The sequence below is a fragment of the uncultured Mediterranea sp. genome (genome assembly GCF_902493215.1).
Classification (GTDB): domain Bacteria; phylum Bacteroidota; class Bacteroidia; order Bacteroidales; family Bacteroidaceae; genus Bacteroides.
Genome location: NZ_CABUOL010000003.1, coordinates 1 through 26,935, shown reverse-complemented (window position 1 = coordinate 26,935; position 26,935 = coordinate 1). Strand labels below are relative to the sequence as shown.

At 43.7% G+C, this 26,935-nt stretch carries 18 protein-coding genes; 4 read left to right on the top strand and 14 right to left on the bottom strand.

What is annotated here, in order from left to right; all coding sequences use genetic code 11:
* Positions 1–15 precede the first annotated feature (15 nt).
* The 3 genes from RDO88_RS02540 (at position 16) to RDO88_RS02530 (ending at position 2,464) form a co-directional block, all read left to right on the top strand.
* Positions 16–915, top strand: a complete 900-nt coding sequence (locus tag RDO88_RS02540) for an EamA family transporter (protein ID WP_307757868.1) — start codon at positions 16–18, stop codon at positions 913–915.
* A 401-nt stretch (positions 916–1,316) separates the two neighbouring features.
* On the top strand, positions 1,317–1,799 hold the full coding sequence (locus RDO88_RS02535; protein ID WP_307757867.1) for a GAF domain-containing protein: 483 nt from the start codon (positions 1,317–1,319) through the stop codon (positions 1,797–1,799).
* A 17-nt stretch (positions 1,800–1,816) separates the two neighbouring features.
* Positions 1,817–2,464, top strand: coding sequence for a DUF3256 family protein (locus RDO88_RS02530; protein ID WP_307757866.1), 648 nt, complete (start codon positions 1,817–1,819; stop codon positions 2,462–2,464).
* Here RDO88_RS02530 and RDO88_RS02525 read toward each other — a convergent pair.
* The 14 genes from RDO88_RS02525 to RDO88_RS02460 all read right to left on the bottom strand — a co-directional run bounded on the left by RDO88_RS02525 (position 2,451) and on the right by RDO88_RS02460 (position 25,456).
* A complete protein-coding gene (locus RDO88_RS02525; RefSeq protein ID WP_307757865.1) occupies positions 2,451–3,341 on the bottom strand; it encodes a YitT family protein in 891 nt (296 codons plus the stop codon). The genes RDO88_RS02530 and RDO88_RS02525 overlap by 14 nt on opposite strands.
* Before the next feature lie 261 nt (positions 3,342–3,602).
* Complete coding sequence (locus RDO88_RS02520) at positions 3,603–6,107, bottom strand: alpha-N-acetylglucosaminidase TIM-barrel domain-containing protein (protein ID WP_307757864.1); 2,505 nt, start codon at positions 6,105–6,107, stop codon at positions 3,603–3,605.
* 20 nt (positions 6,108–6,127) lie between these two features.
* Complete coding sequence (locus RDO88_RS02515; RefSeq protein WP_307757863.1) at positions 6,128–7,360, bottom strand: alkaline phosphatase family protein; 1,233 nt, start codon at positions 7,358–7,360, stop codon at positions 6,128–6,130.
* A 472-nt stretch (positions 7,361–7,832) separates the two neighbouring features.
* On the bottom strand, positions 7,833–10,319 hold the full coding sequence (locus tag RDO88_RS02510; RefSeq protein WP_307757862.1) for a PQQ-binding-like beta-propeller repeat protein: 2,487 nt from the start codon (positions 10,317–10,319) through the stop codon (positions 7,833–7,835).
* A 24-nt stretch (positions 10,320–10,343) separates the two neighbouring features.
* Positions 10,344–11,303, bottom strand: coding sequence for an alkaline phosphatase family protein (locus RDO88_RS02505; RefSeq protein WP_307757861.1), 960 nt, complete (start codon positions 11,301–11,303; stop codon positions 10,344–10,346).
* A gap of 37 nt (positions 11,304–11,340) precedes the next feature.
* Entirely contained in the window at positions 11,341–12,756 is a 1,416-nt protein-coding gene (locus tag RDO88_RS02500; protein WP_307757860.1) for an alpha-L-fucosidase, read from the bottom strand.
* Between the two features lie 31 nt (positions 12,757–12,787).
* Entirely contained in the window at positions 12,788–14,326 is a 1,539-nt protein-coding gene (locus tag RDO88_RS02495) for an alpha-L-fucosidase (protein ID WP_307757859.1), read from the bottom strand.
* Between the two features lie 18 nt (positions 14,327–14,344).
* Positions 14,345–15,328 carry a metallophosphoesterase gene (locus RDO88_RS02490; protein WP_307757858.1) on the bottom strand — a complete coding sequence of 328 codons (984 nt, stop codon included), beginning with the start codon at positions 15,326–15,328 and terminating at the stop codon, positions 14,345–14,347.
* A gap of 33 nt (positions 15,329–15,361) precedes the next feature.
* On the bottom strand, positions 15,362–16,771 hold the full coding sequence (locus RDO88_RS02485) for a sialate O-acetylesterase (RefSeq protein ID WP_307757857.1): 1,410 nt from the start codon (positions 16,769–16,771) through the stop codon (positions 15,362–15,364).
* A 34-nt stretch (positions 16,772–16,805) separates the two neighbouring features.
* The gene (locus tag RDO88_RS02480) at positions 16,806–17,891 is read right to left on the bottom strand and encodes an SGNH/GDSL hydrolase family protein (protein ID WP_307757856.1); all 1,086 of its coding nucleotides are present in this window, start codon (positions 17,889–17,891) and stop codon (positions 16,806–16,808) included.
* Between the two features lie 171 nt (positions 17,892–18,062).
* Positions 18,063–18,767: a DUF4998 domain-containing protein gene (locus RDO88_RS02475; protein ID WP_307757855.1), complete on the bottom strand. Its 705-nt coding sequence runs from the start codon at positions 18,765–18,767 to the stop codon at positions 18,063–18,065.
* A gap of 91 nt (positions 18,768–18,858) precedes the next feature.
* On the bottom strand, positions 18,859–20,220 hold the full coding sequence (locus tag RDO88_RS02470; RefSeq protein ID WP_307757854.1) for a DUF5126 domain-containing protein: 1,362 nt from the start codon (positions 20,218–20,220) through the stop codon (positions 18,859–18,861).
* 31 nt (positions 20,221–20,251) lie between these two features.
* Entirely contained in the window at positions 20,252–22,240 is a 1,989-nt protein-coding gene (locus RDO88_RS02465) for a RagB/SusD family nutrient uptake outer membrane protein (protein WP_307757853.1), read from the bottom strand.
* Positions 22,241–22,258: 18 nt separating this feature from the next.
* Positions 22,259–25,456 (bottom strand): SusC/RagA family TonB-linked outer membrane protein, encoded by a 3,198-nt coding sequence (locus RDO88_RS02460; protein WP_307757852.1) that lies wholly within the window; start codon positions 25,454–25,456, stop codon positions 22,259–22,261.
* Between the two features lie 430 nt (positions 25,457–25,886).
* Between RDO88_RS02460 and RDO88_RS02455 the strand changes: the two genes are divergently transcribed.
* A complete protein-coding gene (locus tag RDO88_RS02455) occupies positions 25,887–26,738 on the top strand; it encodes a helix-turn-helix domain-containing protein (protein ID WP_307757851.1) in 852 nt (283 codons plus the stop codon).
* The last annotated feature ends 197 nt before the right edge of the window (positions 26,739–26,935 follow it).

The window sequence follows — 26,935 nt, the reverse complement described above, 5'->3', positions numbered from 1 at the left end:
TTATATTTTTCCCCCATGTGGTTACTGCTTGCTTTTCTCTCGGCCGCGTTGCTGGGATTTTATGACGCTTTCAAGAAGGAGTCGCTGCGCGACAACGCCGTGCTGCCTGTCTTGTTTCTGAATACGGTTTTCTCCAGTCTGGTGTTTCTGCCCTTCATCCTGCTGTCCTATGGAGCGCCCGACGTGCTTCGCGGGACGATGTTCGACATGCCCGTGGCCGGGTGGGAGGAACACAAATACATCCTGCTGAAGTCGTTCATCGTGCTTTCGTCGTGGATATTCGGTTACTTTGGCATGAAACACTTGCCGCTTACCATCGTTGGCCCCATCAATGCCACGCGCCCCGTCATGGTGCTCATCGGTGCCCTGCTGGTCTTCGGCGAGCGGCTGAACCTCTATCAGTGGATTGGCGTGCTGCTTGCTGTCCTGTCCTTCTTTATGTTGAGCCGTTCGGGCAAGAAGGAGGGGATTGACTTCAAGCACAACAAATGGATTCTGTTCATCGTGCTGGCAGCGGTAGCGGGTGCCGTCAGCGGCCTGTACGACAAATACCTGATGACGCGGCTTCATCCCATGCTGGTGCAGTCGTGGTACAATGTCTATCAGGTGTTCATCATGTGCCCCATTATCCTGCTCCTGTGGTATCCGCAGCGAAAGACAAGTACCCCTTTCCGGTGGAAGTGGACCATTGTTTTCATTTCCCTGTTTCTGTGTGCGGCCGATTTTGCCTATTTCTATGCCCTCAGTTACGAAGATTCCATGATTTCCATCGTTTCGATGGTGCGCCGCGGCAGTGTGGTGGTATCCTTCTTCTTCGGGGCGCTGTTCTTCCACGAGAAGAATCTGAAGAGCAAGGCAATCGACCTCATTCTGGTACTCATCGGTATGTTCTTCCTCTATTTGGGCAGCCGGTAGGCGGCAAAGTGAACGTCTTTCTTTCTGTTGGGTTTGCTGAAATATTCTTACAGATGTACGGGTGGACCAAATGGAACCGGAAAACGAGGTTTGAACCCCGGACGGCCTATGTTTGAAACATAAGGGGGGAATGTTTGAAACATAAGACCTCAATGTTTGAAACATTCGGGAAGAACGCCGGAATATGTCTGTCGGCCGCTTGGCCGGATTTTGGCCTTTGCTATATATTTATTTTTACAATCGTACGGCTGTCTGTTTCATTCGGATTGTTTTTTCGGCCAGAAGTAGGCGGAACTTGAAAATGCAGGCCGGGAGGAATAAATTTAGAAACGATTTGTTTCTTTCCGCGTTAATTCTCATCTTTGCATCCGTGAAATCAGACAATAACATTTGGATACTATATGGCGGAAGATTTATATATCAGCAACGGAACGAAAGAAGAACGTTATGCCGCGTTGCTTCCCCAACTGAAGGGACTCCTGTCGGGCGAAACCGATGAAGTGGCCAATCTGGCCAATGTGGCGGCGGCGTTGAAGGAAACGTTCGGGTTCTTCTGGGTCGGTTTCTACCGGGTGGTGGGCGACGAGTTGGTACTGGGCCCTTTCCAAGGCCCCGTAGCCTGTACGCGCATCCGTAAGGGACGCGGTGTCTGTGGCACGGCCTGGCAGGAAGCCCGCACACTGGTGGTGCCCGATGTGGATGCTTTCCCCGGCCACATAGCCTGCAGCTCTCTTTCGCGCTCGGAAATCGTAGTGCCACTGATGAACGGTGCGGGCGAGGTGTGGGGTGTGCTCGATATTGACAGCAGCGAACTCAATACGTTCGACGACGTGGATGCCCGCTTCCTGGAGGAGGCTTGCCGCCTGCTCGTCCGTAATGTGTGACAATAAAGAATGAAAGAATGAAGAAACTATATACCTTTATATCTGTAGCCCTTTTGGGCACGGCTTCCTTGTTCGGGCAGACAGCCAAAGAGTGCTTCAAGGCGATGCCCGACAGCCTGACGCCTTTGCTGAGCGACGTCAACAAGGCAGACTTCATCGATTTTCTGGAAAGCAAGATGAAGGCAGAAGTGACCAATCGGTTGGGGCAGAAGTCCGAAATGACCGAACTGACCCCCGATTACATCCGTATGCAGATGACAAGCCGCAGCTTCTGGCAGATGAAGATGCTGGACGTGAACGATTCTACACGGGTGGTATGTACGGTTTCTACCGTCAACGGCCCCGTGCCCGACAGCGACATCCGTTTCTATACACCCGACTGGAAGGAACTCCCTGTGGCTTCCTTCATCCAGCTGCCTGCGCAGAGCGATTTTCTTTCCGTCCCTGATTCTTTGGACGACAATGGTGTGCAGCAGGCCTTGAGCCAGGCTGACATGCCGTTGGTTATGGCCGACCTCTCTTCGAAGAGCGATACGCTGACCTTTACCTTCACTACGCCCCGCTACATGGACAAAGAGGCGAATGAAGTGTTGAAACCTTTCATTCGCCCCTTGCTGAAATATGTGTGGAGGGAAGGCCGTTTCGTGCCCGTCACTTCCCTTTGATGCGGTCGAAGCCTTCGCCATACACACCGATGACGGCGCTTTGCGATACGAATGCGTTCGGGTCAATCTCCTTGATCAGATGGAAGATGATGCCCGATTCGCGTTTCTTGGCCAGGATAAACAGCATCTTGATTTCCTTGCCTGTATAGAACCCCGATGCGTTGATGACCGTCACACCGCGGTGGGGATAGACATTGATGCGTTTGCCTATTTCTTCGTATTTGTCGCTGATGATGAAGAACTGTACCGACTGGCGGGCGCTGTTCACCACCTGGTCGAGCACGAAGCTGCAGATGTAGAGCGTTACGTAGCCATATACTACCTTCTCCCAATCTTTCAGTACGAAATAGCTGGACGAGATGATGATGAGGTCGCATATCAGCATGACCTTACCCAAGGTGATATCTCTGTACTTGTTGATGATGGCCGCGATGATATCCGTGCCGCCCGTGCTTCCGTTCGACGAAAAGGCGATGCCGATGCCGCTTCCGCAGAAAGAGGCACCGATGACGCATGCCATGAAAGGCTGGTCATCAAGCAATGTAATACCTTGTGTCACTTGCTGGATGGCCGACAGGAAGAAAGTCAGGGTAAATACGGCGAAAATGGTCTTGATGCTGAACTTCCATCCCAGGATGCGGATGGCCAGGAGCAGCAGGATGAAGTTGATGGAGAAGTAAACATACTGTACGGGAAGTCCGGTAGCAAAGTAGACAATGGAAGCGATGCCGGGCACCCCTCCGGTTGTAATGTCGTTGGGCAACAGGAAAACGGTCCATCCGATACCGTATAGAATCATGCCTAAAGCTATCATGACGTAGTCCTTGGCTTCGTGGATAGCAGCCTGCTTGGATGGGAGTTTAAGTTTTGCGTTCATTTTCTTCTTGAATTTAGTATAAGGTCCTTGAAAACGGGCGCAAAATTAATTCTTCTTTTGTTCAGAAACAAGAGAAGCCGTTTTTTTCATTCGGCAGAAAGATTCTTTGTGGCTCTTCATATAAAAGAAGAGATTGTCCGTCACAGCCGTTGGGATGTGCAGGGACAATCTCTATTCCTGAATCAATCTTTTTGTTGAAGACTATAATCTGTTTTTAAGAGAGATTGGTTTGAGGTTAATAGAATTATGTAATATGTCTGTTCAGATTTTGGGATTTTTAGTTACCACACCGGCTGCATTATTGCAATCTGCCTGAATCTTGATTCGAAGAATGCAGCCATTATTTGCTTTCACCGCGGCAGGGATATTTATGTCATAAACGGCCTTTCCGTTTATGGCCTCTTTGGCTTGTTGGGAAGATGAGATGGTTGTTCCGTCTCCAATCAGTTCATATCCGAGTATCTTGACGGGACTGTTGCCTTTTATGGTTTCTATCGCAAACGTCTTTAAACCGTCCAGCATTCTTGCAGGTACATTGAATTCAATGTTGGCTGTCTGTCCGGCCTTTATGCTCCAACTTCCTATCATATTGGGATTGTCTACCTTAAGCGCACTTGCAGAAATGTCTTTGGACAGCCTGATCATTTGGTGCGCAAAGGATACAATGTCTATGGCATTTGCAGCATACGCATCGTCATGGTTGTCTTCCACCCATTGGCGTTCCCATTCCGGCAGATTGGCCGGTTTGCCGCTGTTCCGGCTTTCAAAATACAATTTCCATCGGTTCAGGTAATAGTTGCCTACCAGCCCTCCCCACAGACGGGCGGCATAGTCGTCAACCGGCGGCCCCCAGATGGTAACGATACGCCGTGCATTCCTTTCGTATTGTTTTTTCTGCTCAGGTGTTTGGCCATATTTGGATGCAAATTCAATCCACCGCCCGAGTCTGAGGGTGGGATGCTGGTTCAGCAGAATGTCCATTCCCTGCATCAGCGTCTCGAATCTGCTTTGCAGGAACTTGGCCTGGATGGTGTCACCCAGAAGGTATTCCTGATCGATCAATTTGGTTAATATCTCTATTTTCCCGCCCAAATAGTGTGCTGTCATTTCGCATAAATCGTTTCGGTAATATGTACTTCCTGCCAATTCTTGGGAAGCTGCGGCAAAATCTTCGAGTCCCTTGAAATAGTCGTCGCAGATGTTGATGGTACCGTTTTTGACACTGCCGGGCCGCAACTGCCAGTTGAACCGTGGATGGTCTGTGAATGTTCCGTATACCGATTTCAACAGATGGTCCCATGCAGACATTAGGTTTGCAGGTGCTTTCCCGTATCGGTTTCTGCTGTATTGTTCCAGCCAAGAGCGAACATCCGTAGGCTTGTCGCTCCATCCGGCCTCCGTCAACAGTTCGTAAAGCACTTCATTGTTTTCAATTCCTTCAGGAGCCAGGCCGTGGGCTATCAGATTGCCTTTGTTGGGGGAGGCAAGTGCTTCCAGATGACCGTTGGCATAAAAGTCCAGAACTCCGGTCATGCCGACTTTCCCTCCCATATTGGGAATCACGCTGTAGACCCATAGTTTGTTATAGAAGCCTTTGTAATATTCCCAGTTGACTTCCGAATGCCAGAAATGCTTGTTGTAGTCAACGGCAAGATCCAGCAGCAGCATCTTATGGTCGGGTACGCGTGAAACGAGCGCGCCGAGAGTCTTGTAATCCCATATATGACGCTGATAACCGAACATCCATCCCTGCATTACCCAGACAGCGTCTTTGTTGGCAGCCTTTATACCTTTATATACCGTCTCGCCATACGTGGCAGCCATTTCATAGCGTTCAGGATTGTCTTTTTCCGGAAACGGTATTTCCATCTCGTTGAAACTGTCTACCAGGTAATATTCACATTTCCCGAATTCCTTTTCCCATTCCCGAATGAACATCTCTGATATTTTGGAGAACAAAGGTTCTGTCGGAAAAATCATCCAGTTGTGAAAAGCGCCGCCCCAGTGTGTCTTGACAATATGCAGCTGGGGATAAACTCGTTTTAAGGCTTCAGGTATGAATCCCGAAAAGCTGGGGCATATAGGTTTCATGTCCAACGAGCGCATACGTTCCAGAATCTTATGTTGCAGGGCGATTTGCGACCGGTGCCAGTCGTCGTTCAATGGGCCGTCTATCCCGCTGATATTCCCCATTCGCATCCAGGGAAGATGGGCCGGTCCGACAAAATAATTGTTTATTTCTTCGTCTGTCAACCCTAATTTCCGGAAGACCCGGTACAATATGGCTTCATAGCCTACAAGCGCCAGGGGCATGTTGATGCCATGCAGTGCCATCCAGTCTATTTCGCGCTCCCAGCGGGTCCAGTCCCAATAGGGCATGGAATAGCCATACGTACAGACATTGAAATAATAATGGTTCTTGAACGGTGAAACGGTCGTGGTCAAGTCTTCGTCAGTCAATTGGGCAGGCAGGGAGATGTTGTTTCCGCTCCAGGTAAACATTCCCATTCCGTTGTTTTTCAGGTAACTGTAGAATCCCCGGCATAAAGCTACATTGTCCGAGCCCTGAAGCTTCAGGATGCCATCCTTTACCTGATACTGGAAATAGGTCTCTCCCTTTTCTTTCTTCAATTTGACGGATACGGGTAATGTGTTTCGTCCACATACCCGTTCAAACAAATCCATTACAGGAGAAGGCTTGTTTGCTGCAAACAGGCATACCCCTCCTAAAACATGGAACCATAACAATAATATGAGTCTTTTCATGATATCTTAAGCTGTCTGATTTATTTATATAACCATCTTGTCAGATGATTGTAGGGTGTTTCTACTACAAATTTATAGAACTTCGAAAAAGGATATTGGCTGAGGTCTATGCTGAATTCCCCTTTTGAAGCTTTGACCTCTCCAATCTTGATCCATTCATCCTTTCCTCCAGTCTTGTACTGATTGGATGTTGCCATGTAGATTGTGGCTGTATTCTTGGATTTATGATGCTTCCATCGGAGAGTGACACTGTTGTCATACGGATGAGTAGTCAGTGAATAGATGTCTGCATCCCCTATAAAAGGAATACCGTCTTCTTCAAACCGGACATCACGTGGTATCTTAAAGTCCATATACCGACAGATGGACGGTAAAATGTCGACCAGCGACAGCGAGGGATTTTCAAAGTGGGCATTCAAGTCTTTGTTATTGGTCGAAATCCATACACTGCGTTCTCTTTCAGATTGTCCCCCGTGATTGTGGCCGCTCTCCGTGCGTCCATGATCGGTGGTTACAATGACCATCCACTCTTCGTTGTGGTTTACTTCACGGAACTTCACGGCATTCCATATCTGTGATATAAGTTTGTCTGTTCTGTTCACATATTCGTCCATATAGCTTCCGTCACCATATAAATGGAAGCCGGAATCTGTATACCAAAGATATACCCAACTGAGGTCTGGAGCATCCGCCTTTATGCATTCAGCTGCTTTCTGGCAGACTACGGAGTCTATTTCAAAAATGTGCAGCTGATCTTTCTTTTCAGGAAAAGCCTTTTTGTCCAGTTCATAACCGTCGTAAACATAGTCAATCTGGAGATTGTCAGTCTCCGGCTTGCCTTCACCGATCAGTACCGTACGATTGTCAACCCAACTGGAGAACAATGCCGTCCGTACATCTTTATTCTGTTCTTTGGCAATTCGGAAGAGCGACCAATAATTGTAGTTGGGTTCCAAATTGGAATTCCCTTTTACGTTATGTTTGTTCATCCAAGTTCCCGTTAGAATATTCATATAACCGATAGCGGAGATTGTCGACGTCTGGGAATAGCCTCCTATTTCTCCACCTGTCGTTGCACGGGCATATCCACCTTCATCGGCAATCTCAAAGATTGTTTGTGGATGAACTCGTTCCATGTAGTCTGCCGGTATACCGTCAAGAACAATGTAAACTGCTTTCTTTTTAGGAGCTGCGAATATAGTAGCCAACCCCAAGAAATTGATGATGAAAAATAATAAAAGTTTGTTTGTCATATTGTACATATTGCTTTGATAATTTAGTCGTATGACATGTTTATAACGTTAAATCTGTATTACTTGATGGATATTTTGTTGAAAATCAGTGGTATGTCTGTGATAGTACTAATCATAAGTGCTCAGCTGTTATGTTCACGAAATTACCACAGCCTTTTCAGAGGTTAAAGTTACAGAGAAATATTGTACGGCAGATGGTTTTTAAAAGGAATTTTGTTGTAATCTCCGATTTTATTTGTTGTTTTTATAGCATGTAGGAAATAACAAAAATTGAGTCATCTTTTGTCTGGAACTAGAGAATATATTTTTTCACGCGAAGAGGCATCCTGCTTATCTGTCGTAGATTACAGGATGCCTCTGTTACTGAAAACAAACTTTCCCTTGAAAAGATTGAAAACGTTTTATTTAGAGATAGTGTAAAGGTTGCGATGATTCAGTTGCAAAATGGTTGAACAGTTTACAACTGTCTATCTTAGTCTTCTGCTTTAAATCCGTATACATTGCCTGCGTAGTCTGCTCCAAAGAACATATTTCCCGATATGGCACCTGTTGTCAGGATGGGTGCTCCTGTCCGATGCCTCCAGAGTAATGCTCCGTTTTGACGTTTGATGGCATAGAATACTCCATCCGATGCACCGATGAGTACGGCGTCACCCGAAAGTATGGGGCTGCATTCAATTTGTGCCGACTGACCGTTTGTGTAGGGCGCTGTGTAAATCAGGGCTTTTTCTGTACGGAATCTCCATTTTTCCTTTAGAGTCTGGCGGTCGAGAGCTATCAAACCTTCTGCAGACGTACCGAAAATGATTTCACTTTCTGTTACCAGCGGAGTAGAGGTGACGTCTACCGAATAAGGAAGTTCTTTCTGAAACAGTATTTCACCGGACTCTGGTGACAGGGCAAACAGGGATTTTTGTGACAGGAAATACATGATTCCATTGTACATGGCAGGAGAAGAAGCTCTGTTTCTAATTCCGTTTTCACTTTTGCTCCACATGAAATCGCCTGTATTGGCATCGTTGGCATACATGGCTCCCCATTGGACACCCCCTATCAACGTTCTTCCATTTGGACTCAGAGACAGGGTGACTGTTGTACCTTCACGTTGTGACCATGCTTTGTTTTGCCAGAGCAATTCTCCGGTTTGGGCGTTCAAAGCGCAGAGACCTTTTCCCGATCCTGCAAAGACTTTGTTTCCAGAAGCGACCAGACCGTCATTCAGCCCGGGTATCAATGAAATGTTCAGCTTTTTCTCCCATAACAGTTTACCCTCTGCTGCGTCTAAAGCATAGAGGTATCCGTCTGCATCTTGGGCAAACAATATGCCGTTTGTCTCCGCTATTGTGTTTTTTACGGAAGAACGGGTGGGGTAGGTCCATCGGATGGTACCTTTTACGCCATCCAGGGAGATGACTGCCGATTTGTTATCTGCATTTTCGTCTGTGGTAGCGATGTAGACATTCCCATTGTATACTACTGGTGATGTCATATATATGTTTGAACCTACATTTTGGGTCCATGTCAAACTTAGGGGAAGTTTCAATGTGTCTTTGCTTATACCGACGTGTTGGGCGTTCCCTGCCAGATTGCTCCAGTTATTCTTAGGAGAACCTTGAGATGGAACTGGGGAATATGTGAAATATCGTTCGCAGACAGCAGTTTCTCCATTTGTGAAGTGGGCAACGGCTTTCAGCGTTACGCTTTTCCCTTTACACCAGTCGGGAAGTTTTGTTTCGCCATACCAGTTGAAGTCTGTTTTAGGCTTCAGTGTTCCCGAAGTGATGATGCGGTCTCCAATTCGGCAACTATAGGTGACTTCCCGGGTATTTGACACTGTTGAGTAGGTGTTTACAGATACAGGCAGTTTACCTTCTGGAGTAACAGGAGCCTGGCCATTGTAAGTGGAAGCCAATTCGATCAGTTTGTCGATATACGTATAACGTAAGGTGGAGCTGATATTACCGTTCTTGTCCATCCGGATAGAGCGGAAAGCAGAAGTTGCATGGTCAATTCCTCCGCGGGCAAGTGTGGAGGTACAGATGGCAAGTACGTTTCCGTGTCGGGTAATGCGGTTGATGTGCCAATGCCCATATATCCAGGCTTTCAGGTTGTGAGCCTCCAGATCGATTTCTTTTCCTTTGCCGGCCGAAAGAACGTATCTTCCGTTGGTGGTCAGGCAGTCATGGTTGAATATGACGACGGATTTGTCTTTTGAAACTTGTGCCAGGTCGTTCTTTAACCAGTTGTATACATCTTCTATGGTATAACTTGGGCGATAGTCTCCGTGCCACATGGGGGTGACAATGTAATGAGTATTTCCTACTTCGAAGGAGTAATAAACAGGGCCGTATATCTGTTCGAACAGTTCTTCACCGTATTTCCCTTTGACCAGGTCATGATTGCCGATGCAATAATACATGGGAATATCCATGTTCCCGGTATTCATCATCGGTTTGTGTGATTTCAATCCTTTTTCATAACAGATGTCTCCTGTATGGACAATGAAGGCGGCCTGTTCGTTGGCTGCGTATATGCGGACATCCGAAACCCATTCTTCTTCACCTGTCGGTCCTGATATTTCGGTGTCGGATATTTGAATGAAATGGTGGGCTCCTCCGTTTCCGATATGCGCGTTGTATGGCTGGAGGGCGAAGTCGTAGGATTCTTTTCCGTCTGAAATGCGATGATAGTGACTGGAAGCCTTATAACCGCTTGGAGTGGTTATAAACAGAAAACGCGTTTTAGAATGTCCGGGTAGGGTATATTCTCCCTGAGCAGACGTCTTGACTACATTCAGTCCGTCGGATACTGCTACATTCTTGATTGTTTTTTCACCTTTGTCGTAGACACCGTTTTGGTTGGCGTCAATATAGACTTTTCCCGTATAGGGACTTGCTGTTGCCAGCAAGGGAGCCAGACACAGGCTGATGGCTGATGAGATAATTTCTTTTGTAGACATTGGGTTTATGTTTGATGTTTTTGCTTATTTGAATAGAGATTCGGGGACTTCTCCAGTCCAGCACAACGGTGATTTTACTCCGAACAGGCGGAGGATAACGGATGCTGTATTTACTGTGTTGTTCGGTTCTGAAAGAACGGCTCCTTCCTTGATGCCGGGACCTGCGATTCCCCAAGGAACAATCATTTCTTCTACACTGACTCCTCCATGTCCGTAATTGATGCCGCCATGATCGGTCAGAAAAAGGAAATGAGTGTCTTCTGTCAGGCCCTCCGATTGCATCTGATTCAGTAACTTCCCGATTTCCAGGTCTGCTTCTTCAATGGAGCGGATGTATTCGGGCGACATCCATTTGTGTTTGTGCCCGGCATGATCGGTGTGTACAGAATAGAGAAAGACCAACGTCGGATGGTTTCTGTTTTCCTTCATGAAGTTCAATGCTTTTTCATAATTGGGAACATAAGCATCGTTTTCCAAATAACTGGTTTCATCCAGATATTTTGGGTTATAAGGATAAATCAGATTGGCCCAATTGTAATAGAAGGCTGTTTTCACGTCTGTAATATTGTCTTTCAGAATTTTGAATACAGAAGGATAATAACCGTCTGCATCTGTTTCTACGGCCGGAAGCTTGTATTTGTCAATCGTCCATTCGTTATTGACTACTCCATGGAGCTCAGGACCACTTCCTGTCAGATGGCTTGTCCAGTTGGGCAAGGTTACCGAAGGCATGACCACTCTTGTTTTTAGCGAAAGAGTACCTTGGGCAAGAAGATTGTCCAAATTCGGAGTGTGGGCTTTCTTGAATCCTTCCACGCAGATGCCGTCAAGTGACAACAGAACGACTCTTCGGGCTATACCTTTCTTGTTCCGTTTGAAAACAAGTGGGGCACCTGTGATGGATTGTAGGGGCAGGGCAGCTGTACCCAATGCACAGAGTCCCCAGAATCCTTGTTTTAGAAAATTTCTTCGGGAGTTTTTCATTTCATTGCTATTAATTGGACATGTTTTTGATAATACGTTATTGTTTTGAGTCCATCTCGTTTGCTTGATGGTTCAAATCCTTTTCTAGAGTCTTATAAACAGCAAAATTTCTGATGTTAGGTTCTGCTTTTGACTCATTTATAATTAATCGGATAGCTTTCAATGGCTGGGATTCAAATTTGACAATACGTTTGTGCCCGATACAGGAACCTTCATCCAATATCTCCCACTTCCCATTCTTTTGGCCTTCCAGTTTGTATTTCAAAACACGTTCGCCTTTCGTAATATCTTCTTGGATAATAACCCGGTTTATATCTGTTACTTTTTCAAAAACGAGTGTATATTCATTGCCTGTTCCTTGGATTTGCATCATTGGAGAACTATATTGACGGGCAATTTCCTGCCCGAATTCTTCAATGCGCTTGGCATCTGCATCCGGAACCAAGCCGCGGTTGTCAATGACCAGCCCCAGTAACATGTTCGTATTACGGCCAACACTGGTTTCGTATTTCGTCAGAAGTTCTGGAACCGTATACATCATGCTGTCTTGGCCTGCTGTCCAAAACCATCCGCCCTGGTAAGAACGGTTCCATCGTAAGGTGAAGTCTGATTCACCGGGACACCAATAGCTGGCGTATGCATTTCCATGAAGTCCTTCAATGACACACGTGCCATCTGCATTGGTGGTTGAATCACAGGTTGCCCAGCACGGATATGGGGCTACTCCTTCTTCATTGCCGACCCAGCGTACAAGATTGGGGTGTCCATATGGCCCTTGAAAAGCGACGGCATTAGGCTGTAGTTTTTGTACTAAAGACAATACATCAGCTCCTCCCTGTTTCTTCCCAAGGACACCACCATCAAACCAGATTTCAAATAATTCTCCATAATTACTCCAAAGCTCAGTGAGTTGTTGAACGACGATTTGGTTGTACTCTTCTTGGCTGACAGGACTGCCTTTTTGTACTTTGCCCGGATTGTTAACATATAGATAACCGTTTGCGGTAGTGCTGGCATAAATGCCAGGTTTGATGCCATATTTCTTACATGAAGCGATAAAGTCGGCCACAATGTCTCCCTTCCCATTTTTCCAAGGCGAATTTTTTATGCTGTATTCATGTGCTTCTGTAGGCCATAGACTGAAACCGCTACAATGTTTGGCAACTAATACTGCATATTTGGCACCTAGTTTCTGAGCTGTTTCCAGCCATTGGTCCGTATTCAGCTGACTGGGATTGAATGTGGAAGCATCAGGATGGGTTCCCCAATTTCGCCAATTGTAATCCTTATGAAAAGTTGGCATGTCGAAATGGATCAAGACTCCAATTTCAGCTTCAGCCCATTCCTGTTGCTGTTTATTGGGTATGATAACTGAAGTGTGATTGTTCTTGTGAGGGGAACAAGAGGTAATTAATGATATAATGATTATGATTGCTGTATGGATTTGCTTCATTTTTACTTTTTGAATAGTGTAGTGATTTGACTTATTTGATTTTTAAAACATGCGCATAATCTGTGGGTTGTATTTGGGGGAAGTGAACCAATAATCCTTCTGGCTTTTGTTTCCATTCTAACTTTGCATTACTTCCTAACATAGATACTGAATGAACAGAAAAAGAATCTTTCTGTCCCTTTCCTAACGATTTAATAAGGACGGAATCTTTGCTCCACGACAAGACAATGGCATATAATGTATCTTTTCGAGATGTGAAACGAATATCTTCAGGAGTATAGATTGATTGTTGGCTGTCTGTCATAGAACCGTGTGTGCCTCTATTAGGACCTTCGCCTGCCTTAACCCATGGTCGGGTTTCGTAAATGGCCTCTCCATTCACTTGCAGCCATTTGCCTATCTCGTGTAATACCTTTTGTTGGCTTTCAGGAATTGTACCGTCTGCACGGGGGCCGACATTTAATAATAGATTCCCGTTTTTGCTTACTATGTCTACCAAATCGTCTATGATATGGTCAGGCGATTTCAAATCGCTTTCGTCTTTCTGATAAAACCAGAAAATTTTGCCTATAGATGTATCGGTTTGCCAGGGGTAGGGTTTGATTTCGTCAGATTTGCCTCTTTCTATGTCAAAAACTTGTATGTTGTCTCCGTATCCAAATTTGGTATTGACTACAACTTCCTTTTTCCAGTCCAAAGCATTGTTATAATAATAGGCCATGAATTTGTAAAAGGTTTCCTGGAAGGGCTTTTTACCAACTGTCCAGTCAAAGTACAAAAGTTCGGGTTGGTATTGGTCTATTAACTCATACATATGTGTAAGCCAGTTTAGACGTGAATGTTCATTGGAACCTTCGTGATTGACAACTTCCGGAGAGAGGGTGGGGCCGTCAGGTCCGGCAATACGTTCTCCATACAAGGTTATGGTAGTGTCTTGAACATCAGAGGGAATTTTCATTCCTTCATTATAGAACCAACAATTTTCAGCCCGGTGGGATGAAAGCCCAAAATGTAGGCCTTCTGCTAAAATAGCCTCACGCAATTCTTTGATTAAGTCTTTTTTAGGTCCCATTTCTACAGAATTCCATGGGTTAAACGTACTGTTGTAAAGAGCAAATCCATCGTGATGCTCAGCTACAGGTACCACATATCGTGCTCCAGCTTCTTTGAACAGGCGTGCCCATGCCTGTGGATTGAATTTTTCAGCCTTAAACATGGGGATGAAATCTTTGAAACCGAATTCTGTTACCGGACCATATTTTTCGGTGTGATATTTGTGTACATGGCTGTTAATGTCATACATGTTTCGGGCGTACCATCCGTCGTATGCCGGTACGGAAGCTGGTCCCCAATGTATGAATATTCCGAATTTGCTGTCTGAAAACCATTGAGGTATAGTATAATGGCTGGCTATCGACGCGGAATCCGGTTGGAATACTTCCGTACCTTGAGGACTCTTCACTGTATGGATGTTTGGCTGATATTCTTTTTTAATAGAGCAGCTTGATAAAGATAAACCACTGATTAATGCAAATGATATCCATTTGTACGTTTGGTATATTATATCCATCGTCATTAGGTCATAGAGTTAGAAATCGATATGAAAATCTTTAATGTATGGCACTAACGGGAAGCTGCCTAATTTCTTGGGTAATCCAATTTCTTCAGGGGTGGGAGGAAGAAATTTTCCTTCTGTACCTTTCATCGACATTCCTTTTTTGTTCACAGTGACGATCCCATACAGAGGCTTGTCAAATGTCATGGAGTATTTCAGCAAGGAGTATTTTTGGTTAATCTCTTTCGGATATCGTTTTTCTGTTTGTGTTTCATCTCCAACCCAAACGTATGATGCGCTGTTGATTTGGACATAGGTAATGCCATTGATTTCATCTACATAATTGCTATGGTTGTGTCCACTGAAGGCCACTACGACTTTCTTGAAACCTGCTCTACGATTTTCAGCTTCCAAAATGTCTCTTACATCGTATCCATTTCCCATTGCACGGTCAATGCTTTGGTGGGAAAAGAGGATGCAACGCTTATCTGTGCTGGCCAAATCTTTCTTTAGCCATTCCATCTGCTCCGGATCCATGAACTCTCTTTTTTTCATGTCTACGTAGTAGTTGGCTTTGTTGTATGGGATGTATTTTTTTCCGTCGAATAGATTGTTCCCGTCTAAAATGATGAAATGGAAATCACCCCTGTCAAAAGAATAATATCTTCCCGGCATACCAAAGCCGGCTACAAATTCCTCTTTTGAATATTTGTCTAGATCATGGTTGCCCAATACATGAAATTTTTCGCCTTTATATTCATTCCAGATTTCTCTTAGTGGTTGGCTGGCACTATCCAAACGGATAAAATCGCCCAATTGGATTAAGAAATCCACCTTATTTTCATTGGCGGCATCTACTACAGCTTGCATACGTTCTTTTCCGTCGGGTAGGTCGGGTGCATGCAAATCGGATACAATGGCAAAGCGGATGGTACCTTTTTTATCTTTCTGACAAGATGCAAAGGATGATGTGAAGGTCGCGGCGAATGTAATTAAGAGTATAATAATTGTTCTCATGATACTTGTTGTTTAAATGAGTTTGTATTAGTTTTATAAATTGAATGAATCTGTTCGAAAGGGAATGACGGGAAGTCCTTCGGTACTGAATAAGTTCCCTATGGCCGTATTGGTAAATGCATAACGTACAGCCTTGATATCTTTCACATTACGACTCCAGACAACTAATTTCCCGTCTACCACCTTTGCTTCAGCATCTACAAATATGGAGTCACTTCCTGCAACCTGCAGGTCCCTGATTTTTTTCCCTCGAATTTCAATACCGGGTGAATCCTTGAAAGACAAGTATGCTTTTCTTCCTTTTATTTCCATTTTTTCAAATCGTGGATAAAGGTGGGGACGTCCTTTGATGCCGTAGGTATAGGTGAGTGCCAGATTGGCCAGTCGATCTCCTACATCCCATTTGTTTAGTGGGTGTATGTTATTTACATTGCCATCCAATAAATCGGATATGACAATCATTTTGGTATTGGGATATAATGCAGTTTGTGCCTGTTGTTCTCGTAAATAATTGGCATATGAGTCTTTGTTGTAATTGAATGGAGCTATTTGGACAAAATAGAACGGTAAATCTTTGCCGAAGTCATTTCGCCAGCTGCTAATCAGCTTTCTCATAAGTTTGTCGTATACGGGGAATATGCCTTTACCCACATTGGCTTCTCCCTGGTACCAGATGAATCCGGCTAAAGTATAGGGAACGAGGGGATGAATCATTGCATTGTAACATACTCCTGGTTCGTAGGGCCACCAAGCGTAGGGTATATGTAAACTGCTTGCTTTCTTTAATTCGGAATCAGTCTTTACAATGGAATCCTCCAGCCAGGTTTCGGCATTGGTGCCTCCCCAACAGGAAACAATGACTCCAATGGGTACGTTGAGTTGCTTATGCAATTGGCGTGCATAGAAATAGGCTACTGCACTGCTGCGTTTCATTACGTCAGGAGTACAAGCCTCCCATCGGCCTTCGCATAAATCTTGCTGATTGGCGGAGGCTACTTTATCAACGGTGAAAATTCGTATATTGGGGTAATTGGCAGCAGGAATTTCTTTTTCGGGGTTGCCCAGTTTGTGGTTATAAGTCCATTCCATATTGGATTGTCCACTACACAACCATACTTCCCCCAGCATGACATCTTTCAATATTACTGTAGAGCTGCCTGAGTCAAGGATACGTATTTCATAAGGACCTCCAGCCTGATTGGTTTGTATTTGCGTTTTCCATCGTCCCCAGTTGTCGACAGGAACCACAATCGTATCTTTCAGATTCCATTCTCCAACCATCTTGAACTTAGAACCAGGAGTTCCCCAGCCCCATACATTTACTTTTGAATTTTGTTGCAGGACCATGTGGTCTTTAAAGATGGAAGCCAAACGTATTTGTCCCTTAGTGGGTAGGGAGATTGTAAACAACAGGCATAAAGATAATATGATCAGTTTTTTCATGGTGGAATGTTTTTTTATGTAAAACCTATTTATTTTATATGATTTCTTTCAGCTTGATGTGTATGGCATTGGATTGTTGTATCATACCATAGTCTGATGGGTGTACATAGTCTACCCAAGAGTCTGGGTCTAACCCCAGTTCTTCTTTAGACAAATAATATAATTTTTCGGTATTGTCTTGCTGTAGAATCTTGTATGCCATTTTTAATCCCCGATTTGTGTTTTGGTATGCGTCATTCCACTTTTTATTTGTGTAGGCATTACTGTAACCGGCATGTTCGATTAATAAAATCGGTGAATGGCGTTTGGAACGGATTTGTTTGACGGCTGCTATAACCAAATCACAGATTTCTTGGGGTGACCGATCATATAAGTTGGCCATACAGTCGATGACATAAACTTTGGCGTCCAGTTCCGTCAATAGGGATATAACTTCTTTTTCCAACTTCCCATTGCCTGAAAATCCTAAATTAATTACCGGTTCTTTTAATTTCCGAGATAGAATATTGGTCCATGCCATTCCGGGGCGTGAAGCACAAGCTCCTTGAGCAATGGAAGTGCCGTATACAACAACGGGCTTTTCTTTTTTTATAGGGATAAATGTGAACTTGTCATTGGCATCCACACCAATTTCCAACCATTTAATTCCATTATAAAGAGGTAAATATAGTTCGTATAACTTTTCTTCTTTTGTTTTCTTTTTTGTACGGTCTACGGCATAGTTGAATCGTATTGTGTCTGCAAACTGATAATTGGTATAGCAAATATGTGGAGTATTACCATTCCATACATATAAGTCTACTCCAGAAACGCCTGTAGCAGGCATATGGGGCATACTATAACCTCCTGTTACCTGGTAACGTATTTTAATTTGTTGAGCATTTGTTACAAAACGAATGGCCAAACCTGCTGATTGGCAAGAAAGATTCCAGACGGCTGCCCTTACTTGTTTTTGGGCTCGATTGGGAAAACGGTTATAATTTCCCCCGTTCTCATTCCATCCTTGATTATGAATACAGGAAAAACCTTCTGTTTCAATCGGATTGAACCATTGGATTTGTGCATTAATTGCAAATGTAGATAATAAGATATAATATATTGTTGTTATGATTGTTTTCATATTCATGCCCTAACTGATACTTATTTATACCTAACAATAAGTCTATTCAATAACTCCCACCCAAAATTACGTTTTATTCTTTAAATGAAAGTTACGGACAGATAAACATAAACATTTTTTATGATCTATCTTGTCCGTAACTTATTTATATAGCTGTATTATTGACTTTCGTTAAAATTGGGGTATTACTGTTTCCAAATAGTAGGTCGGTTGTAATTTGTCTATATCGCTTTCTTTCATGTGGTATACGGTTTTTGTCTTTACAATTCCTCCTGGTTTGGCATTTACCAACGGGAACGTGTTTTCATCTACAAACACTTCTTTCGTAAATGTCCCATCGGCCTGTTCATAACTGATATAGTTACCGATTGAACCCATTTTCCGGTCGATAACCAAACTTTGTCCATCGGCGGCTACCACTATAAAATCATTGGTCAATGAAGATACGTAAATGTCTCCGTATACGTAGGCTCCACCGGTGGTTACCAATGACTTATTTCCTGAATTATCATAATTTTGCGCGCGGATTTCCAGATTGCCCTGAATTTGGTCTTCCGATAAATCAAGAATCGTATAGTAACACTTCAACTCGGAATCGTAATTTTCATCACTGTAGACTACTTTTGCCGAATCTTGTGTATCGCTGGTTATGTTCCATCTCAACATACAATGGTCGCGGTTGACGTCGTAGTTTGGGAACAAGTTCACACGTACCCGGTAAAGTCCACTTTGACAGTAAATGGAATCTACCTTGGCCGCATAAATAATGGGTCCTTGGCTGGTATACTGTTCCAAAAAGTTCGAAGTGTCGTCACAACTGATGAAATGCATCATGGATAACAATCCGACAGCTAACATGTAAATGAATTTTTTCATAACAAATCTTTTATGTCAATTTAGTTTGTAATGTTTGACTGGACAGGAAGAGGGAGGATTAACCAGCTCCCTCTGTCCAATCCAATCTGATTTAGTAATATTTGTTTTCGATTTCTCCCCAGAATTCCATTTCATTGAATGTGTATTGTGGAAGGGTCGGGTCAAAACTTTCTACCATTTCGATTCTGATGTAACGTATGGTTGCGTCAGTTTTTGCATCAGGGTTAAGGTTGTCATCCTTGATATTGAAGTCTATTCCATTCACCCACATTTCAACTTCTTCATCTGTGGGACTACCGGGATTAACAGGATCCTTTACCTGATATTCACCCACTAAATCCCATCCTTCGGGGAACTGAGAACGCCAAGCCGGATTTTTATCAGTTGTTCCCCAAAATCTCCAACGTCTTGTGTTTCCACCCTGCCATGCATTACTACGCCACCAGACCTTGAAACGTCCTAATTGAACATCACAGCGTAAGTCGTAACTGATGAATGCGCTTTGAACAAGTTCGTCATTGTCAGGGTCGGCATCGTTGTAGTTTTTGGTAAACTTGGTACAATAGAATTCACCTGCAGGACCTACATAACCATTGAACAGAGTTGCCGGACCGGCCCATCCTGCATAGAAAGGAGAGTCTTTCTGGAACGTTTTTTCTGCATCCAGGAATCCATATTGATCGTAATCCTTGGTTTTACCGTTTGTATACTCATATCCGAATTCTTCAATCACTCTAATCTGATTAGATTCTACATGATCTTCTCGAATCGGAGTAATCATAGCTACCAATGTATCTGTTCGGTTGCCCCATTTGTCGGTAATGGAGAAACCGAATTTCTGCTCTACAGGCGGATAGTTACGGATGTAGGTAAATGTATTGGCCGCAACGGTATCACGTGTATAGATTATTTTACTGGGGTCTTCTATAAAAACCGTATCTCCTTTAATCTGGAGTGTATCATTGGTCAATACATGAATCGTCAGGAAATCTCCACTCGTATTTTTCCAAGAAAGCCGGACACCACCAAAAGCCTGTTCTGCATGGAGTGCTTCGAAGGCTTCTTCTACGGGAGATTTGAGAGGCGTAGCCTTCACTTGAGTGATTTCTGATGTATTACCACTGTTGTCAACAACCTGTAAGTCTACGGTTTGTTCAGCCGGTCCCATAAAACCTTCCACTAGAATACTCGACACGTAACGTGATGTATTAAACTCCTTCTTTTCTCCATTTTTGGTATACGAAGCCACAATTTGGGCTACATCCTTGTCCTGTTTCGACAATTCGTAGTGAATCTCCAATGCACCAGGTTTGGGTACCACTTCGGTTATAGTCAGTTTTTGGGGAGGAATATTATCAGTCTGGATTACTTCCAAGCCATCATAACTTTGTGAGCAGGCAGTTAACAGCAACGTGCCTGTCAATGCTATTGTTTGCTTAAATCTTTTATACATAGTATTCATTTGTTAAATCATACAATCATTGTTACCATCCTGGATTCTGTACCAGATTTTTGTCTTGTAAAAGGGTTGCGGTACGGATTGGCATCAGGTAATCTCGCATGGTGAACTTGGGCTGTGCCAAAATGATTGGGGTATAGAACTCTACCTCGTTCACTCCTTTGTAATTCCATCCTTTGGTGGGTTGGCTCAGGAAATTTTCTCCCATCAGCCATCTTCTGACGTCATAATAGAAAGAACCTTCAAAGGCCAATTCATTGATGCGTTCGCGGCGGATAATTTCCCGCATACCTTCCTGGCTGGCAGGCTTGTTCCTGAATTCAGGTTTGGCATGTTTTTGATAACTTTCCACTACGCCCTTCATGCCGGAACGGGCACGAATCTCGTCCAAGTAGTCTGCCGCAGTTTTTCCTTTTGAGTCGGTCTGTCCAGGTCCGCCCACTTCATTCAATGCCTCGGCGAGCAACAGGTACATATCAGCCAAACGAATTACGGGGAAAGAAGTATGCTCATCCATAAAGTCAATTTTCTCATCAGTATACTTCGATTTCAAATGTACCAGTTTCTTAGTCAGATAACCGGTAGTAGAGAAGGCTCCATAAGAACCGTAGTTTCTCTCACCACATCCTTTGCCAGACCAGAACTGGGCGAAATCGGTCTTTTCAAGCGATTTCAGACGTCCTTCCCACAAACCTCCGTCAAAGCTTACAGAAGCATAAAAACGCAATGAACGGTTAAAGTGAAGGATGGCTGTACGATATCCTTTTTTGATGAAATATTTGCTGTGTTCCGCATCTACATCCTGAACCTTATATCGGTTGATGTACCATCCGTTCTGGCTCCAGTCATTGTCTTCCTCGATGGGCAATCCGTTGGATGAATAGAAAAGTTCCGTAAAGTTCATCGTCGGTGCATGGCGTATTCCTAATTCATCTTGGTCGGCACCGAGTGATTGGGACCATTCAGAATTACTGATCATGGATGAGTACATCTGGAGGGTACGCATATTTTGATTCAGAGCCCAAATGATTTCCATATTCCAAGGTTCTGTTACTGCCTGGCGTAAGCTGACCATAGCTTTGATGGTATCATTGATATTTCCGATGTGGGTACCTGTTATGGCATTACCTCCTGCATCTTGCGTTATGAGAATAATGTTTCCGTCCGCTTCAGCCGACCGGCATGCATCGTCGCAAGCTTGAAGGGCTGCCTGCCATCTGGCTTGGCTGTCCCCTTCCGGGAACAGTTCGATGCCCCGATTGTCTTTGTAACCTTTGTAATAGTTGTTGTTGAACAATGGACTGGCAGCCAATACCAATGCTTTGGCTTTGATACAGCGTGCTATCGTCTTGTTGAAACGACCGAATTCTGTTGATTGGTCCATTTCGGCTCGTTCAGGTAAAAATTCGATGGCTTTGTCGAGTTCTGTCACAATGAAATTGACTACCTCATCCGTTGTGTTACGGTAGATTTGCAAATCTTCCTCTTCTGCAGAGATGGGGATGGCATAATCCATGATGGGAATGGGGCCATAAAGACGGAACAGGTAGAAATGGTAGAATGCACGTAATGCCCGTACTTCAGCCATCCACAGATTCCTTTTCTTTTCACTCAAGTCTTTGGGACCACCATTTTCCAATGGAACTTTTTCCAGAAAGACGTTGCAGTGTCTGATACCCTGCCAAAGCCCATAACCGTCCCAGAAATTCATATAGGGGCTGTCGGCCTTGTTCCCCATGAAAAAGGCTTTCATGGGAGCAGGCATTCCACCACTCATTGTCTTCGTTTTGTCCTGTTCGTGGTACATGATTTCACCTCCTCCTGTCAGACCCAGCGTGTTGTTCGGATCGGCATACGAAGGTATATGCTTGTAACAGGTAAATAGATATTTTTCCGTATTGTATTCATTGATGAACGCATCGTCCAATTCTGGCTTGTCGTCGGGCAAAATGTCCAGCAGATTGTTACATCCTGACAGCGCAAAAAGGAGTATCAAATAAAATATTTTTTTCATATTCGGTATTCTTAATGATTAAAAATTGACTAACAGTCCCATGTTGTAAACTCGCTGTAGCGGATAAGCCAGACCGTTTCCTCCCATTTCCGGGTCCCACATTTTGAAGCTTGAAAAAGTCAGCAAGTTTGAACCACTCATGTAGAGTCTGACACTGATTCCCTTGAAGTCGGGGAACGTGTATCCCAATTCCACGGATTTCAATCGGAGATAGTCCAGATTGCGTAACCAATAACTGCTTGCCACGAAGTTGTTATTGTTTCCGTAGGCACCATTACCGGTATCGGGTGACAGGCGGGGCCATTTGGCATAGGGATTTCTGTTTTCTTCTGTCCAGCAATTTTCTGCAATAAAGTTCAGCATGGCACGGTTACCTTTCATGTCGTTCTTGTAAACTTCGACAAAAGGAGCCATGTTTTCCGCATCGAGGAAGAAGGAGTAGTGGGATTGTCCCTGGAAGAAGAAGGAACAGTCAAAATTCTTGTAGCCGATTGACGCACCAAATCCGTATTGAATTTCAGGAGTGGTTGGATAACCCATGGGAACCCTGTCGTAACTGTTGATGATACCGTCACCATTGATGTCGCGGTACTTGATATCGCCGGCCTGATAAATACCTCCCAGGTTGCTAACCTGTTGTACAGGAGAGTTTTCGACCTCCATATCATCAATAAACAGACGTTCGGCCACATATCCCAAGCTTTGTCCTACTTTTCGTCCTACTGTCGACAACCAGGGGGCTATTCCTGAATAGTCTAATTCTTCATATTTGGTAATTTTGGAAGTGCCATACGTGAAATTACCGCGAATGATATACCACAACGAATTTCTGAACGATTTGTTGAAATTCAATGTCAAGTCAATACCTTTACCTTCTGCTTCACCATAATTGGTTCTGACTTCTTTGGTTAATCCCATGATGGAAGGGATATCTGGTCTTTCTTGTACAATGTTGGTTCGGCGTTCTTTGTAAAATTCAGCTTGCAGTTTCAGGTCCTCGTCAAAGAAACCCAATTCAATAGCCAGGTTGGTTTTGTATGAAACTTCCCAAGTGATATCGGGATTTGCGTATCTGCCAACTACAATGGTCGGTCGTGTAAATGTTTGATCCGGGTTCGAACCAAAATACCCGGCAGCAGGACCGTTCAAATCAACATTGGACGTAAAGAAGAAACGGTCATCGTTTTCAATAATCACATCGTTTCCTGTCAGACCATAGGTAGCTCTTACAACGAATAAAGGAACATATTTTCTGATGCCCGACCAGAAGTTTTCGTTGGAGATACGCCAACCGGCACCAAATGAAGGGAAGAAGCCCCATCGGTGGGCCGGGTCAAAACGTTCCGAACCGTTGATACCGAAGTTGAATTCCGTAAAATAGCGCTTGTCAAATCCGTATGTGAAACGGCCGGCGAAAGATACGTTACGTGAAGGAAGGGAGGTGTCCAGATTGCTGGCACTGCCATTCATCGTTTCACTGAATGAAGCGACAAACAATCCGCCCACATCATGCTTCTCATTGAATGTATTGTCGTACATGATGGAACCTTCACCATATAAGCGTGTGCTTACGTCTTTACTGCCGGCGGTATATTCGATAAAGTCAGAGCCACCTTCCGGATTTAATGCCGACAGTTCGTATGGGAACTGAGTATTAGTGGGGTCGTAGGTACCTTGTATGTATTGATAATAAAATGGTTTATAAGAACGTTGTATATCAAAACCTGAATAGCGTGTAACGTTGCCGATTAATCTGGCCTTCAATCCCTTGGTGATGAATTTGAGGTCCTGATGAAGTTCCATTTGGGCTGCGAAGTTACTTTTCCTTACGTCCTGATATCCTCTCATCAAGTCGGCATAAGGATTGATATATGTAGGAGAGCCTTCTCCAAATTTGTTGCCGGAATAGTTACCGAACAATACTCTTCGATCCAAATATTGGGTTTGTGCATCCGGTTGGTAAGCCATTGGGAATAAAACGGGATTGGCAAGCAAGCATTTGCCGTAGGTGTTTGTACCACCACTACCGTATTCACCTATCGGTCCTGTGTAATTATCGAAACCGGCGTTCATTCTGACTTTTGCCTCCGTCGTTTTGGTCAGTTTCAAATTGACGTTCGAACGTAACGTGTATTTGTTGAACTTGATGTTAGTGTTGAACGGATTGACAGGGTCAACTTCCAGGATGCCATTATCTCTCGATACGGAGCCGGCCAAATAATACGTAACGACGTTACCACCACCGGAAATGTTGATATTGGCACGCTGGTTGAATGCATGGTTTCTTGTTAACTCCTTTCTCCAGTCGACTGCCGGATATACATACGGGTTTCTGTTGGGATTTCGTGTGTTGTCAATTTTACTCTGTTCGTATGTAATCTTGTCGTGGCGTGTCATGCTGGCAATATTGGAGTATTCCATGAACTTGACAGGATCGGCGATATCCACGTCGCAAGTAGGAGTGGAGAGAGAAGATTCTACACGTACTGATACTTTTGCTTTTCCTTGGTTTCCTTCTTTAGTCGTGACCAGTACTACACCATTGGCTCCTCTGGCACCGTACAATGCTGTAGCGGAAGCATCCTTTAAGATAGAGAAGCTGGCCAAGTCATCAGGGCTCAGTCGTGCCAGGTCGGTAGAAGTGGCCTGCATGTTATCGATAAGAATCAACGGCTCTACCAATCCGCTACCGAATGAGGTAACGCTTCGTACGAAGAATTGTGCATTGTCTTCACCCGGCGCACCCGAAGTCTGATAGGCTACCAAACCTGCAATTTTACCGGACAATGCAGTGGTCAAGTTACTGGACGGAACTTTCAACTGTCGGGTATCCAACGTTGAGATAGAAGAAACGACGCTTTCCTTTTTCTGTTTACCGAAAGCTACAATGACCGCTTCTTCCAACATTTGGGTTTGTTCCTCCAACATCACATTGATAACTTTCTTATTGACTCTGATAACTTGTTTTTGATAACCGATGAAAGAAAACTCCAAAGAATCTCCTTCGTTTACGGTAATTTCATATACACCGTCAGGGTCGGTAATGACACCTTTTCCTTTACCCAGTACCACTACGTTTGCACCGATAATGGGTGATTGGTCATATTTATCGGTAACGGTTCCCTGTACTTTGATTTTTTTGGATTGTTGCGGGCTTAGGCTAGCTACTGTGGATGTCTCAGCCTTTTTAGAATTTGTATCGGCAGCGTAACTCATTTCTGTACTTACCGTCAAACACAATGCACCAAGCCCTATAAGTTTTAACATTCTATGTTTCAAATGCTCATTCATAAATTGGTATTGATTTGTTGTTTGGTTAATTCATGTTATACAATTCTGTCCTTGCTTCTGCTACTATTGTAGTAAGCGTTATTCTTATTTATGTGCTTTTTCTCATAGGCGTAATTTTATTAGTTTTTACTTTATTTTACTCTCTCTCTTAATTAACGAATGCAAAATTATGGGGTTTTAGTTATAAAAAATAGAATATTTTCGGCTTCTGATGTGAAAAAAACGATATGATGCAATTGTTGCATTTGTAGATAGTGGACAATATCGACATGCTGTTTATTTTTATCGATTTTGTTTTGCTAATACAATTTTAAATGATAGTTTTGTATTATAATATATAATTTAAAATAAATCGATGAGTTTACCTTTAGAAGAATTGCATCTTTTGTTGTTGAATGTCGGATTGGCTATCCATGATGCAGATTGGAATTGGAAGAATGTAAATAGTCCTTTTATGCGGTTGTATTATGTGACGGAAGGCACTGCAAAAGTTGAATTGCCGGCTGGGACATTCCTGCTGAAACTTAATCATCTGTATCTCATACCGGCTTTTGTCCCGCATAGTTACATTTGCGACTCTTCCTTTTGCCATTATTATCTCCATATTTATGAGGAATCTCATCAAGATGTATTTGCCGAATGGGAGCTCCCGTTTGAAATTCCTGCCACTGAGGTCGATTTACGACTTGTTACTCGGTTGTGTGAAATCAATCCGGATATGAAGTTACCGCAATCTGATCCTACTGCATATGATAATGAGCCTACCTTGATAAAAAATATATTAAAAAACAAGCAAAGAGCTTTTTGCGATAAACTAGAGTCGAGAGGAATTGTATTTTTGTTGGTATCTCGTTTTGTGAGGCAGGCTCAACAAAAATGCAGTTGCCGTGATAAGCGTATAGAGGATGTTTTATCCTATGTACGTGAGCATATCTATGAAAATATTAATTTGAGCCTTTTGGCTGATCAAGTTTGTCTTTCAAAAGATCATTTTATACGTCTGTTCAAGCATGAAATGGGGGTAACACCTTTGCATTATATCAATCAAAAGAAAATAGAAAAGGCTCAGTTCCTTTTATTAACAGAAGATTCTTCTGTGAAAAATGTCGCTTTTACAATGGGGTTTGATGATTATTCTTATTTTAATCGTCTGTTTAAGAAGCTGGTTGGAACCACTCCTCAGGAATACAGGCGTACATGCCATTGACTTTTTATGTGTGAAATAGGGATGGTTATGATGTGACATTTAGCCTTTCCATATTCTCTTGTTAGCGTGTGTACATCCTGTCCTCTTCTCCTGTACATCTTTTCTTTTTCTTGTGCACATCCTTTTTCCGTCCGTAAATCACCGTTTTCCCTTCCTTAAATCATCGTTTTCCTTTCGCGCGCGCCCGCAAAATATAT

Coding starts and splice junctions, on each gene's coding strand:
- RDO88_RS02490 (WP_307757858.1), bottom strand. CDS start 15,328: ATGAGAACAATTATTATACTCTTAATTACATTCGCCGCGACCTTCACA.
- RDO88_RS02455 (WP_307757851.1), top strand. CDS start 25,887: ATGAGTTTACCTTTAGAAGAATTGCATCTTTTGTTGTTGAATGTCGGA.
- RDO88_RS02540 (WP_307757868.1), top strand. CDS start 16: ATGTGGTTACTGCTTGCTTTTCTCTCGGCCGCGTTGCTGGGATTTTAT.
- RDO88_RS02500 (WP_307757860.1), bottom strand. CDS start 12,756: ATGAAGCAAATCCATACAGCAATCATAATCATTATATCATTAATTACC.
- RDO88_RS02510 (WP_307757862.1), bottom strand. CDS start 10,319: ATGTCTACAAAAGAAATTATCTCATCAGCCATCAGCCTGTGTCTGGCT.
- RDO88_RS02525 (WP_307757865.1), bottom strand. CDS start 3,341: ATGAACGCAAAACTTAAACTCCCATCCAAGCAGGCTGCTATCCACGAA.
- RDO88_RS02505 (WP_307757861.1), bottom strand. CDS start 11,303: ATGAAAAACTCCCGAAGAAATTTTCTAAAACAAGGATTCTGGGGACTC.
- RDO88_RS02495 (WP_307757859.1), bottom strand. CDS start 14,326: ATGGATATAATATACCAAACGTACAAATGGATATCATTTGCATTAATC.
- RDO88_RS02475 (WP_307757855.1), bottom strand. CDS start 18,767: ATGAAAAAATTCATTTACATGTTAGCTGTCGGATTGTTATCCATGATG.
- RDO88_RS02535 (WP_307757867.1), top strand. CDS start 1,317: ATGGCGGAAGATTTATATATCAGCAACGGAACGAAAGAAGAACGTTAT.
- RDO88_RS02515 (WP_307757863.1), bottom strand. CDS start 7,360: ATGACAAACAAACTTTTATTATTTTTCATCATCAATTTCTTGGGGTTG.
- RDO88_RS02485 (WP_307757857.1), bottom strand. CDS start 16,771: ATGAAAAAACTGATCATATTATCTTTATGCCTGTTGTTTACAATCTCC.
- RDO88_RS02470 (WP_307757854.1), bottom strand. CDS start 20,220: ATGTATAAAAGATTTAAGCAAACAATAGCATTGACAGGCACGTTGCTG.
- RDO88_RS02520 (WP_307757864.1), bottom strand. CDS start 6,107: ATGAAAAGACTCATATTATTGTTATGGTTCCATGTTTTAGGAGGGGTA.
- RDO88_RS02465 (WP_307757853.1), bottom strand. CDS start 22,240: ATGAAAAAAATATTTTATTTGATACTCCTTTTTGCGCTGTCAGGATGT.
- RDO88_RS02460 (WP_307757852.1), bottom strand. CDS start 25,456: ATGAGTTACGCTGCCGATACAAATTCTAAAAAGGCTGAGACATCCACA.
- RDO88_RS02530 (WP_307757866.1), top strand. CDS start 1,817: ATGAAGAAACTATATACCTTTATATCTGTAGCCCTTTTGGGCACGGCT.
- RDO88_RS02480 (WP_307757856.1), bottom strand. CDS start 17,891: ATGAAAACAATCATAACAACAATATATTATATCTTATTATCTACATTT.